This is a genomic window from Nonomuraea sp. NPDC005983, assembly GCF_040614375.1.
Lineage (GTDB): Bacteria > Actinomycetota > Actinomycetes > Streptosporangiales > Streptosporangiaceae > Nonomuraea.
In genome coordinates this window covers 25,395-36,859 of the sequence record NZ_JBEXUP010000091.1, presented here as the reverse complement: position 1 = coordinate 36,859, position 11,465 = coordinate 25,395, and the positions used below count along the sequence as shown (strand labels likewise).

12 protein-coding genes are annotated in these 11,465 nt (G+C 70.1%); 8 read left to right on the top strand and 4 right to left on the bottom strand.

Features of this window, described 5'->3' with window-relative positions; genetic code table 11:
• Positions 1–121: 121 nt before the first annotated feature.
• Positions 122–556, bottom strand: a complete 435-nt coding sequence (locus ABZ297_RS31750) for a BlaI/MecI/CopY family transcriptional regulator (RefSeq protein WP_355353728.1) — start codon at positions 554–556, stop codon at positions 122–124.
• 44 nt (positions 557–600) lie between these two features.
• Between ABZ297_RS31750 and ABZ297_RS31745 the strand changes: the two genes are divergently transcribed.
• From ABZ297_RS31745 to ABZ297_RS31735, 3 genes are all read left to right on the top strand, one after another.
• The gene (locus ABZ297_RS31745; protein ID WP_355353725.1) at positions 601–1,782 is read left to right on the top strand and encodes a low temperature requirement protein A; all 1,182 of its coding nucleotides are present in this window, start codon (positions 601–603) and stop codon (positions 1,780–1,782) included.
• A 109-nt stretch (positions 1,783–1,891) separates the two neighbouring features.
• Positions 1,892–3,469 carry a serine/threonine-protein kinase gene (locus ABZ297_RS31740; RefSeq protein ID WP_355353722.1) on the top strand — a complete coding sequence of 526 codons (1,578 nt, stop codon included), beginning with the start codon at positions 1,892–1,894 and terminating at the stop codon, positions 3,467–3,469.
• A gap of 289 nt (positions 3,470–3,758) precedes the next feature.
• Positions 3,759–4,517, top strand: a complete 759-nt coding sequence (locus ABZ297_RS31735) for a class I SAM-dependent methyltransferase (protein WP_355353719.1) — start codon at positions 3,759–3,761, stop codon at positions 4,515–4,517.
• Between the two features lie 43 nt (positions 4,518–4,560).
• Here the strand turns inward: ABZ297_RS31735 and ABZ297_RS31730 are convergent, their stop codons facing one another.
• The 3 genes from ABZ297_RS31730 to rraA form a co-directional block, all read right to left on the bottom strand.
• Complete coding sequence (locus ABZ297_RS31730) at positions 4,561–5,661, bottom strand: CU044_5270 family protein (protein ID WP_355353716.1); 1,101 nt, start codon at positions 5,659–5,661, stop codon at positions 4,561–4,563.
• Positions 5,658–6,248: an RNA polymerase sigma factor gene (locus ABZ297_RS31725; RefSeq protein WP_355353713.1), complete on the bottom strand. Its 591-nt coding sequence runs from the start codon at positions 6,246–6,248 to the stop codon at positions 5,658–5,660. Before ABZ297_RS31725 ends, ABZ297_RS31730 begins: the two co-directional genes overlap by 4 nt.
• Before the next feature lie 82 nt (positions 6,249–6,330).
• Positions 6,331–6,801, bottom strand: a complete 471-nt coding sequence (gene rraA / locus ABZ297_RS31720) for a ribonuclease E activity regulator RraA (RefSeq protein ID WP_355353710.1) — start codon at positions 6,799–6,801, stop codon at positions 6,331–6,333.
• 406 nt (positions 6,802–7,207) lie between these two features.
• On the opposite strand from rraA, the gene ABZ297_RS31715 reads away from it, so the two are divergent.
• From ABZ297_RS31715 to ABZ297_RS31695, 5 genes are all read left to right on the top strand, one after another.
• Positions 7,208–8,329, top strand: coding sequence for an ABC transporter ATP-binding protein (locus tag ABZ297_RS31715; protein WP_355353707.1), 1,122 nt, complete (start codon positions 7,208–7,210; stop codon positions 8,327–8,329).
• Entirely contained in the window at positions 8,322–9,419 is a 1,098-nt protein-coding gene (locus ABZ297_RS31710; RefSeq protein WP_355353704.1) for an ABC transporter ATP-binding protein, read from the top strand. The genes ABZ297_RS31715 and ABZ297_RS31710 overlap by 8 nt, the downstream gene beginning before the upstream one ends.
• Positions 9,416–10,351, top strand: a complete 936-nt coding sequence (locus ABZ297_RS31705) for a sugar ABC transporter permease (RefSeq protein ID WP_355353701.1) — start codon at positions 9,416–9,418, stop codon at positions 10,349–10,351. Before ABZ297_RS31710 ends, ABZ297_RS31705 begins: the two co-directional genes overlap by 4 nt.
• A gap of 65 nt (positions 10,352–10,416) precedes the next feature.
• A complete protein-coding gene (locus ABZ297_RS31700; protein ID WP_355353734.1) occupies positions 10,417–11,169 on the top strand; it encodes a carbohydrate ABC transporter permease in 753 nt (250 codons plus the stop codon).
• A 2-nt stretch (positions 11,170–11,171) separates the two neighbouring features.
• Positions 11,172–11,447: a DUF2160 family membrane protein gene (locus tag ABZ297_RS31695; protein WP_355353698.1), complete on the top strand. Its 276-nt coding sequence runs from the start codon at positions 11,172–11,174 to the stop codon at positions 11,445–11,447.
• Positions 11,448–11,465 lie beyond the last annotated feature (18 nt).

The following is an 11,465-nucleotide window of genomic DNA, read 5'->3' as shown; positions in this document are numbered from 1 at the left end:
CCGGCCGGGCGGCCTGTCCCCCCGCGACCCCCCGCCCCCGCCGTGCACTACCGCGGGGGGGGGGGGGGGCCCCCCCCCGCGACCGGCACCAGCGCGGCCCCCGCGGCGATCAGCCAGGGTGTCACGGGCCGTCACCGCCGGGCGGCCGGTTCTCCAGCGCCGCCCGGAGCGCCGCGTGCACCTCGGGCGAGACCGTGCCGACGAACCGGTTGACCACCGCCTCGAGGTCGCTCGCCTCGTCCAGGGCGGCCTGCATGGTCTCGGCCACGAAGGCGTCCTTGCCGTCGGTCGCCTTGTAGAGGTGGGCCCGCCCGACGCGCTCCCGCGACACCAAACCCTTGCGCGTGAGCCGCACCAGGACGGTCAGCACGGTCGTCACCGCAGGCTGGGACGGCAGGCTGTCGGCCAGATCCTGGGCGAGCATCCCCGCGGGACGCTCCCACAGGGCCTCCATGATCGAACGCTCCAGACTGCCGAGCCGCACCCGTACCTCCTCGTGGACCTCGCTCCAGCTTAGGGCGCCGGCGGAGCCGTCCCACGGGACGATGTCCGGCATTTACGATGATGGCCGTTCAATATCAACCAGCTTGAGGAGAGCCAGTGGCAGCCGAGATCCTCCGCTCGCGCGAGGAGAGCGCCAGGGTCGTCCCTGTCGAGCTCTTCTTCGACCTCGTCTACGTCTTCGCCGTCACCCAGCTGTCGCACCTGCTCCTCAGCCACCTCAACGCGGTGGGGGCGGCGGAGACCCTGCTGCTCACGCTGGCCGTGTGGTGGGCGTGGATGTACACCACGTGGACCACCAACTACTGCAACCCCGACCACCCGGTGCTGCGGCTCACGCTGACCGGGCTGATGCTGGCCGGCCTGGTCATGTCGGCGGCCCTGCCGCAGGCGTTCGGCGAGCGGGCGCTGTGGTTCGCGGGCGCGTACGTCGCCATCCAGGTCGGGCGGACGCTCACGGTCTCGCTCGCGGCCAGGGCCCAGCCGATCGGCCACACCTTCAGGCTCGTCCTGGTGTGGCACGTCCTGAGCGCCGCGCTGTGGATCACCGGAGCCGTCCTCGGCGGGGCGGCCCAACTGGCGCTCTGGGTCGTGGCACTCGTGGTGGAGTACGCCGCGCCCTGGGTCGGCTACCGGACGCCGTTCCTCGGAAAGTCGACCACGGCCGACTGGGGCATCGACGGCGGTCACATGGCCGAGCGCTGCCAGCTCTTCGTGATCATCGCTCTGGGCGAGTCCGTGCTGGTCACCGGGCTGACGCTGGCCGAGAACGAGCACCTCACGGCGGCCACGGTCGTCGCGTTCGTGGTGGCCTTCCTCGGCAGCGTGGCGATGTGGTGGGTCTACTTCGACCGCACCGCAGACGCCGCGGCGGAGGCGATCGCCGAGTCCGACGACCCCGGACGGCTCGGCAGGTCGGCCTACACCTACATCCACCTCCCGATGGTCGCCGGCGTCATCGTCACCGCGGTCGGCGACGAGCTGGCGATCGCGCACCCCCTCGGGGAGATCTCGCTCGGCACCGCGCTGACCGTGCTCGGCGGGCCCGCCCTCTTCCTCGCCGGACACGCGCTGTTCAAGCGGGCCGTGTTCGGCTACGTGCCGGTCAACAGGATCGTCGCGATCGGGGTGCTGGCGGCGGCGGGGGTGCTCGTGGCGTTCATGCCCTCGGTGATGCCGCCGCTCGTGCTCGGCGGGCTGGCCACGCTGGTCGTCGCGGGCGTCGCGGCGTGGGACTCCGTCCTGGCCCGTCGGCCGTCGCCCTCCGTCGTGGGCGCGTGACCGGGGCGGGAGGTCGGCACTGTCCTGGGCTAACCGCCGAACAGATCGGCACTTATCCCGCTATGGTGCTGTAGATCCACTCCCATGTGCCTCAGGAGCCACTCCTTCGATGCCGCGCGGCGAACCACTTCGTGAAGGCGACCCGCTGGCGGTAGGGCCGTACCGGCTCGTCGGGCGGTTGGGCGAGGGCGGACAGGGCGTCGTCTACCTCGGCCAGGCCCAGGACGGCAGCCCGGTCGCGGTCAAGGTGCTGCGCGACGAGCTGACCGGCGACGATCGGTTCGCGAAGGAGATCGCCGCCGCGCGCCGGGTGGAGCCGTTCTGCATCGCCCAGGTGCTGGACGCGTCCCTGGGCGCCAGGCCGTACATCGTCACCGAGTACGTCGAGGGCCCCTCACTCCAGCAGGCGGGGCGGCACGCCAACGCGGACCTGCAACGGCTCGCGGTCGCCACCGCCACCGCGCTGGCCGCCATCCACCAGGCGGGCGTCGTGCACCGGGACTTCAAACCGGCGAACGTCCTGCTCGGGCAGGGCGGGCCGCGCGTGATCGACTTCGGCATCGCCCGCACGACCGACGCCGCGGCCACGGTCACCAGCTCCGTCGTCGGCACCCCCGCGTACATGGCGCCCGAGCAGATCGCCGGGCAGCCGGTCGGGCCGCCCGCCGACGTGTTCGCGTGGGCGTCGGTCATCGTGTACGCGGCGACGGGGCAGCCGCCCTTCGGCAACGACACGGTCCCCGCGATCATCAACCGCATCCTGAACAACGAGCCCCAGCTCGGCGACGTGCCGCACCCGCTGCGCTCGATCGTGTACAGCTGCCTGGCCAAGGACCCGCACGCGCGTCCGGCCATGCGCGACGTGATCCTGCGGCTGCTCGGCGGTCAGGAGCCACTGGGGCCGCCCTGGGTCCCCACCCGCGGGCCAGGTCCGGCCCACGGGCCAGGGGCCGCGCACGGGGCGGGGGGCGGCGCGCAGGAGCGTACGCGTTCCGGCGTCCGCCGCCGGGTCAACGTGCCGCTGGTCGCCGGTGCCACCTCCGTCGTGGCGGCGGTGGCCCTGCTCGCCAGCGTCGGGTGGGTCGCGTCCACCACGACGCCCCTGACCGCCCTGCGCGCGCTCGGGCTGGGCCCCCAGCCGATCGCCGGGCCTTCCACGGGTCTCGCGACCCTGCCCGGGCGCGCCACGAACCGGCCGGAAACGCCCGCCAAGCCGACGAAGAAGCCGACCCAGAAACCAACGCAGAAGCCCACCCAGAAACCGGCCCAACGGCCGACCAAGAGAACGGAGCAGCCCACGCCGAAAGCCACGCCCACGCCCACGACCAAGCCCACGACCACGCGGCCGACTCCCACCCGGACCAAGGCCCCGGTCTCCGGCGCCGGCCTGCGGATTCTGTCGGTATACGTGCAGGGATGGCCGGAACGGGAGGGCTGCTGGAAGGAGAACGTGGCCATGGCCGCCAAGGTGGAGTCGGATTCGAAGGTGACCTTCGCCTACACCTTCACCGTGGACGGGAAGGCCGACGGAGGCCGCACGTCCATCTCCACGGGCGACGAGTACGCCGAGGTGCCCTCGGCGGGATACCTGCTGAAGCCCGGCAGGCACACGGTGACCTTCCGGGTGACCTCGCCGGTCGTCAGGACCAAGTCCGCCTCTTTCACCATCTGTCCTCTGGACCCGTAGTGGTCCCGCACCCGGACGCCGCCCAGTGGATCGAGCCCTACCGGATCGTCCGCAGGCTGGGGGAGGGCGGCCAGGGCGTGGGCGACACGTCACGGTGAACGTCTGCGACTTCGACAAGTACGGCTGAGACTCGGGAAAGTCGCGATGGCGCCGCACCATGCCGGCCCCATCAACCTGCCAGCCGGTGCCCAAACCCGCGTACGCATAGCCCAGAGGTGATTGAGCGGGTGGGCCGGCCTGCCTAGATTCCCCTCTGCAAGGGATGATCCAAGTCTGGCGGTCCTAACTCGTGAAGCGCACCCGTACCAATCTCACCCATCAGGCCCACTACGCGATCCGGCGTCCGTGGAGGATTCCGTCGCATCTGCGGCGGTTGACCCGCGACTCCTGGCTGCGTCTGCGGCACGCCGATCACGTCTCGTACTACCGGGCTGTCATGAAGTCCGACATCATCCGGGGCGCGGAGGGCGCGGTGGGCTCGCACAACCACAAGCGCTGGCTGGCGCTCGGGCGCCTGCAGTTCGACTACATGATGGACCACGGGCTCAAGCCCGAGTTCCGGATGCTGGAGATCGGCTGCGGCAACCTGCGCGCCGGACACCTGTTCATCGACTACCTGGACAGGGGCAACTACTACGGCATCGACATCTCGCCCGACATCCTCATCTCCGCGCTGGACAAGGTCGCCGAGCATGACCTGCAGGACAAGGTGCCGCACCTGACGTCGGTGCGCGATCTCCGGTTCGCGTTCCTGCCCGATGGGCACTTCGACGTGGTGCACGCGCACAGCGTCTTCTCCCACTCACCGCTGTACGTCATCGAGGAGTGCTTCGCCAACATCGGCCGGATCCTGACGCGCGACGGATGGTTCGACTTCACCTTCGGCCGCACCGACGGCAAGGAGCACCAGGTGCTGCGCGAGGACTTCTACTACCGCACCGAGACCCTCCTGGCCCTCGCCGACCGGCACCACCTGAACGCCACCTTCATGGACGACTGGGCGAACCTGCACAAGCAGTCGAAGATCCGCATCACCAGAAGGAGCTGACCCGGCGAGCAAGGTGGGGCCACGACTGGCCCCACCGGCCGACCTAACAGAACGTCGGCGTGCCCTCGGGAGCGTCCGGCATGGAGTCGACGATCCTGGCCTCCATCACCGCCATGCCGCCACGCAGGCTCTCCTGGGGACGCCCGCCGCCCTGCGCCGCCTCGATCAAGCTCCGCCAGCCGAGGAACCGGTACGTCTTCGGCTCGAAGACGAGCTCCTCGCGTTCCCACCCGTCGGGCCCCTGGTACTTGATCGACGCGCCCACGCCGCGGCGGCCCGCCGCATCGGCGGCGTCGGGGACCATGGTCACAGTGGGCATCTTCGACAGGGCGCCGAAGACCACGGCCCGCTGCCCGGACGTGGTGAAGGGATTCCCGGCGAGCTGGACGAGGTTCATCGCGAGGATTCTTTCGACTATGCGCCCCTTCTCCTCGGTGCTCAGCGGGGCCTTTCCTGGCGGGGTCCTGTCGACGAACGCTTCGGCGTCCGCGCGGGTCTTCGCCAGGAGCAGGTCGGGATCGGCGGGGAGGTCGCCGAGATCTGGCGACCACGCGGGTGACGCCTCCATATGGCACTGGCCGGCGCGCTGGTACTCCACCGTTCCAGCGGGTTGCACGCCCGGGTCTGCGGTACCGCTGATCATCTGCCTGTCTCCGAAGGTGGAGCGCGTCAGCGCCTTGCCGGGGTCAGCGGCGGGGATCCACACCTCGCGGCGAACGTCCTGCGTGTACTCGAACCCTCCGGTACTCGCCGCGCCCACCGTCCATTTGACGTCCTTGCGATCGACGTAGACGAACTGACCCGGTCGCGGCTTCAGGTCCTCTCCGGCCGACACCGCTGCCGCGTGCCTGAGCAGCTCCGCGGCGCTGGCCGGACGGGTCGCCAGGGGAGACGGGCCGTCGTCGCGTACCACGATCACGCCTGCGGTCACGGCCGCCGCCAGCCCGACGACGACGCCCGCCCTGAGCGCGACACGGCCGAAACCGCGGCCGGGTGCGCGTCGAGGCGTCGGCTCGTGGGATCCGCTGCCGGCGCGCTCCGCCTCGGCCTCGGCCGCCAGCAGCTCCCACGCGTGCGCGGAGACCTGGGGAGCGGGCCCCGGCAGGCTGTCGTGGTGAGCCCTGATCGTCTGGAGTTCGTTCATCCCAGCGCCTCCTCGTAGGGGCCGATGATCTTGCGAAGCTTCTTGCGGGCGCGGTTCAGCCGCGAGCCGACCGTTCCCTGAGGTATGCCGAGAGCGTCGGCCACCTCCTCGTAACTGAGCTGGCCGCACGCGACAAGCAACAGCACATCCCTGTCGCCGGCCGATAACCGGGCCAGTCCCGCGGCCAGCCCCGGCTGCATGGTCGCTGCGGCCACCCGCTGCACCACGAGATCGTCATGGCCGGCGACGTCCTCAGGCGCCGCGCTCCTGGCCAGCGCCCGGTATCTGCGGGCCTCGGCGCGCCGGTGATCGGCGACGAGGTTGGAGGCGATGCCGTACAGCCAGGCACGGGCGCTGGAGCGGCCGGTGTCGTAGGTCTTCCTGGCGCGGAAGGCGCGCAGGAACGTCTCCGCGGCGAGGTCGTCCGCGGCCTGCTCGCCCAGCCGCGTGTGCACATAGCGGTGGACGGTGTCGAAATAGCGGTCGAAGAGGGCGCCGAACCGCTCGGGGTGACGCCACGACTGCTCGATCAGGTGGGCGTCGGAGACCTCGACGGGTGGCGCTGAATCTTGAGGGGGTGCGGACATGCACGCTGACCCTTCGGCGGGGTACGTCGGACATCAGTAGTTCGGCGCAACCCCGATCCGCCTTCACGGCACGGGTACCCGCTCACGTCCTCGTGACGAGGATCCCGTCGTCGTCGCTGAAGAGTTCGGCGCCGGGGGAGAAGGTGACGCCGCCGAACGTCACCGGGACGTCGCGCTCGCCCGTCCCGTTCTTGATGCTCTTGCGCGGGTTGGAACCGAGGGCCTTGACGCCCAGGTCGAGCGCGCGCAGGGCGGCGACGTCGCGTACCGCGCCGTTGATGACCACCCCCGACCAGCCGCTGCCGACGGCGAGGCCCGCGATCATGTCGCCCATGAGCGCGGCGTGCAGGGAGCCGCCGCCGTCGACGACCAGCACCCGCCCCTCGCCTGGCTCGGACAGCGCGGCTTTGAGCAGGGCGTTGTCCTCGTGGCAGCGGACGGTCGCGATGACGCCGTGGAAGGCGCGGCGCCCGCCGTACTGGCGGAACTGCAGGTCGCAGGAGTCGAGCTCGTCGCCGCGCTCGTCGTAGAGGTCCGCGGTCACTATGGTCATGGGGGCCCTTCCCGGAATGCAGGTGCCGGCGGGCGGCACGGGATCTCCACCGGGGACGGTAGCGCATCGTCTCGGGTCGGCTGGAAGGCGGTTGACGCCCGGCTGTCGGTGAGGTGAACTCGACATACCGCAGTACCGCCGCGGAAGCGCGGGTGCTGCGGTATTCGAGTTTCTCGGCCCGGAATTCCGGCCGGCGAATTCCCGGCCGCCGGATTTCGCCGGAAAGCCCGTTTACCGGCCGCGGCAATGACCGCTGTCAAGAACGTCCGGCGCCGGTCCACGGAGATGACAGGGCCCTTTGCACAGTCATGCGGATCATGTTAGATGGAGGTGCAAGCTGTCACATGGCCGTCGCGACAACGTGTCCGGGCGCTCGCGCTGAGCGTTGACGACACAGTATTCGATCATGCTCCGGCAGAGAGGACCGGGCTCGGTGACGCTGATTCTTGATGGCATCTGCGTTCGGTGGCGCGGAGAGATATGGCTCGACGACATCAGTCTCGAATTATCGAGCGGAATGACGACGCTCATCGGGCCGATGGCGGCAGGAAAGACGACGCTAATGCGCGTCGCCGCCGGGCTGCAACCGCCCGCCGGCGGACGCGTCGTGGTCAACGGAGAAGACGTCACGGCCATTTCGGTACGAAAGCGGTCCATCGCCTTCGTCTATCAGCAATTCATCAACTATCCGTCCCTGACGGTCTACGAGAACATCGCCTCCCCGCTGCGCCTGGCGTCCTCCTTCCCGAAGGACGGGATCGACCGGCGGGTGCGCGAGGTCGCCGAGCTCATGCGCATCGGTGAGCTGCTCGACCGCAGGCCCGCCGAGCTGTCCGGAGGCCAGCAGCAGCGCACCGCCATCGCCAGGGCGCTGGCCCGGCCGGTGGACGTGCTGCTGCTCGACGAGCCGCTCGCGAACCTCGACTACAAGCTCAGGGAGCAGTTGCGGGCCGACCTGAAGAGCATGTTCCGCGACTCGCCCGGCGTCGTCCTCTACTCCACCGCCGACCCGGCCGAGGCGCTGACCTTCGCGGCGCCGACGGTGGTGCTGAGCGAGGGCCGGGTCGAGCACGTCGGCGACGTCGCGGAGATGTACCACCTGCCGCCGACGCTGACGGTCGCCGCGACCCTCAGCGACCCGCCGCTGAACCTGCTGCCGGGCGTGGTCCGCGACGGCCGGATCGAGTGCCTCGGCGTCTCGTTCCCGGCCCCAGGCGCGCACGCCTCCGGCGAGGGCCGGCCGGTCGTCCTCGCGGTGCGCCCGCACCAGGTGTCCATCGAACGCCGGCCAGGCGCGCTGGAGTTCCCCGCGGAGATCCGGCTCGCGGAGGTGACGGGGAGCGCCACCTTCGTCCATCTCCTGGTGGCGGGCCAGCGGCACCTCGTCGCGGAGCTGCCGGGAACGCAGCTCTTCGACCCGGGGGAGCCGGCGGTGGCCTCCGTCGACCCGGCCGACATCTTCGTGTTCGACGAGATCGGCGGGCGGCTGCTCGCCACGTCGGCGGCGGAGGTCGATCTGCATGGCTGACGTCCGCCTGGAGGGCGTCGGGCACAGCTACGACGGCGGCCGCACCTGGGCGCTCAAGCCGATGACCTGGACGTGGCGCAGCGGCCGGGCCTACGCCCTGCTCGGCCCGAGCGGCTGCGGCAAGACCACGCTGCTGAACATCATCTCGGGCCTGCTCACCCCCACCGAGGGGCGGATCTGGCTCGACGACCGCGAGGTGACCGCGGTCCCGACCGCGGCGCGCAACATCGCGCAGGTCTTCCAGTTCCCGGTGCTCTACGAGGAGATGTCGGTGTACGACAACCTCGCCTTCCCGCTGCGCAACCGCAGGTATCCCAAGGCGGAGATCGACCAGCGGGTGCGCGGGGTGTCGCGGCTGCTGGGCCTGGACGACCACCTCGGCCGCAGGTCACGGCGGCTGGACCCGGGACGGCAGCAGATCGTCAGCCTGGGCCGCGGGCTCGTCCGGTCCGACGTCGCGGCCGTCCTGCTCGACGAGCCGCTCACCGTCGTGGACCCGGCCCTGAAGTGGACGTTGCGCAGCAAGCTGAAGGAGATCCACCGCGACACCGGGCACACCCTCATCTACGTCACCCACGACCAGACGGAGGCGCTGACCTTCGCCGACGAGGTGGTCGTGCTCAACGACGGGGCGATCGTGCAGGCGGGCGAGCCGGCAGAGCTGTTCCTGTCGCCCGCGCACGAGTTCGTCGGCCACTTCATCGGCTCGCCCGGCATGAACGTGTTACCCGCCGAGATCGCCGCCGACGGGGTGGTGCGGGTCGGGCAGTCGGCTGTCGGGCGCGCCGTGGGCGACCTGCCGCCGGGGCCGGTGCGCGTCGGCGTCCGTCCCGAGTTCGTGACGGTCGGCGGCGGGCGGGCGACGCCGGGCCTGAGCGCCGAGGTGACCGGGGTGGACCGGATGGGCGCCTACAACCTCGTGCACGCCCGAGCGGACGGCCACGCCCTCGTCGCCAAGGTCGACGCCGCCTCGTCGTACGCGCCGGGCGCCGTGGAGTTCTTCCGGTTCGCCACCGATCGAGCGTTCCTGTTCCGAGACGCGGTCAGGTGCGGGTCGCTCGCTCCCCTGGAAGGAGGCGGCGCAGCGTGACCGTCACCAGGATCGAGGAGCCCGTCGCGGACGCCGCCGCGCCTCCCGAGACGTCCGACAGGCAGCCGGACGTCAAGCCGAAGAACAACCGGGCCTGGCTCCTTGTCCTGCCGGTTGTCGTGTCCGTCGCGTTCACGGCGGTGATCCCGCTGATGACGGTCGTCAACTTCTCCGTCCAGGACATCTTCAGCCCGAGCGACCGGATCTTCGTCGGGCTGGAGTGGTTCCGTTCCGTCTCCCGCGACCCCGAGGTCAGGTCCGCCTTCCTGCGGACCCTGATGTTCTCCGCCCAGGTGCTGCTGGTGGAGATCCCGCTCGGGGTGGCGATCGCGGTGTCGATGCCGCGCCGCGGGGTGTGGGTGTCGGCGGCGCTGGTCGTCGTCGCGCTGCCGCTGCTCATCCCGTGGAACGTGGTCGGCACCATCTGGCAGATCTTCGCCCGCGCCGACATCGGGCTGGGCGGCTGGACGGTCAACAACGTGCTGGGCGTCGACTTCAACTACACCCTGGACTCCACCGACGCCTGGATCACGGTCCTGGTCATGGACGTCTGGCACTGGACCCCGCTGGTGGCGCTGCTGGCCTACGCGGGCCTGCGGTCGATCCCCGACCCCTACTTCCAGGCCGCGCAGATCGACGGCGCGTCGGGCTGGGCGACCTTCCGCCACATCCAGCTGCCGCGGCTGCGCGGGGTGCTGACCATCGCGATCCTCCTCCGGTTCATGGACAGCTTCATGATCTACACCGAGCCGTTCGTGGTGACCGGAGGCGGGCCGGGAAACGCCACCTCGTTCCTCAGCATCCTGCTGTCGAAGATCGCCGTCGGCCAGTTCGACCTGGGGCCGGCGGGCGCGTTCTCGCTGCTCTACTTCCTCATCGTGCAGATCGTCTCGTACGTCTTCTTCACCGTGCTGACGAGGAGCGGGAGGTGAAACCGGTGGCCACCAGGCGACTTCCATGGGCCCGCACGGTGTTCTGGCTGTACGCGGCCACGCTCATGCTTCCGCTGCTGTGGATGCTGGGCATGTCCATCAGGCCCAACGAGGACATCCTCGGCAGTTTCTCGCTGCTCCCGCAGCGGGTGACGTTCGACAACTACCGGACGTTCTTCACGGACTCCGCGTGGTACTCGAGCTATCTCAACTCCATCGTGTACACGTCCATCAACGCGGTGCTGTCGCTGGTGGTGGCGCTGCCCGCCGCGTACGCTTTCTCCCGTTTCCGGTTCGCCGGCGACAAGCACCTGTTCTTCTGGCTGCTCACGAACCGCATGGCGCCGCCCGCGGTCTTCCTGCTGCCGTTCTTCCAGATCTACCAGAGCGTGGGCCTGTTCGACACCCACCTCGGCGTCGCCATCGCGCACATGCTGTTCAACGTCCCGCTGGCCGTGTGGATCCTGGAAGGGTTCATGTCGGGCATACCCCGCGAGATCGACGAGACGGCGGCGGTCGACGGGTACTCGCTGCCGCGGTTCTTCGTCCGGATCTTCCTGCCGATGATCCGCTCCGCGATCGGGGTGACCGCCTTCTTCTGCTTCATGTTCAGCTGGGTCGAGCTGCTCATCGCCAGGACCATCACCTCGGTCAACGCCAAACCGATCGCCGCCACCATGACCAGGACCGTGAGCGCGGCGGGCGTCGACTGGGGGCTGCTCGCGACGGCCGGCGTGCTGACGATCATCCCCGGAGCGATCGTCATCTGGTTCGTCCGCAACTACATCGCCAAAGGCTTCGCGCTCGGAAGGGTCTGACCATGCTCGAGTGGATGGTGTGGACTCCGCCCACGGCCCTCGTGTTCATCGGTCTGGGGCTCCTGCTCTGCGGGATGGCGGTGTGGGCCCGGCTCTCGCCGCCGGTCGCGCGGCGCGGCTTCCTGCGCATCGAGACCGACCGGGGAGACCGGTTGTACATCGGCCTGATCAGCGCCGCCGTCGTGCTGGCCGGATGGATCGCCATCACCGACCTGTCGATGTGGCTGGCGCTGGCGTTCGCGCTGCTCGTGGCGTCGCTGATCGGGATATGGGGATGACAGAGGAGGAGTCAGGGC

Bases quoted from the DNA above. Each gene is read 5' to 3' on its own strand.
- ABZ297_RS31750 (WP_355353728.1), bottom strand. From the start codon at position 556: ATGCCGGACATCGTCCCGTGGGACGGCTCCGCCGGCGCCCTAAGCTGG.
- ABZ297_RS31740 (WP_355353722.1), top strand. From the start codon at position 1,892: ATGCCGCGCGGCGAACCACTTCGTGAAGGCGACCCGCTGGCGGTAGGG.
- ABZ297_RS31730 (WP_355353716.1), bottom strand. From the start codon at position 5,661: ATGAACGAACTCCAGACGATCAGGGCTCACCACGACAGCCTGCCGGGG.
- ABZ297_RS31725 (WP_355353713.1), bottom strand. From the start codon at position 6,248: ATGTCCGCACCCCCTCAAGATTCAGCGCCACCCGTCGAGGTCTCCGAC.
- rraA (WP_355353710.1), bottom strand. From the start codon at position 6,801: ATGACCATAGTGACCGCGGACCTCTACGACGAGCGCGGCGACGAGCTC.
- ABZ297_RS31715 (WP_355353707.1), top strand. From the start codon at position 7,208: ATGCTCCGGCAGAGAGGACCGGGCTCGGTGACGCTGATTCTTGATGGC.
- ABZ297_RS31710 (WP_355353704.1), top strand. From the start codon at position 8,322: ATGGCTGACGTCCGCCTGGAGGGCGTCGGGCACAGCTACGACGGCGGC.
- ABZ297_RS31700 (WP_355353734.1), top strand. From the start codon at position 10,417: ATGCTTCCGCTGCTGTGGATGCTGGGCATGTCCATCAGGCCCAACGAG.
- ABZ297_RS31695 (WP_355353698.1), top strand. From the start codon at position 11,172: ATGCTCGAGTGGATGGTGTGGACTCCGCCCACGGCCCTCGTGTTCATC.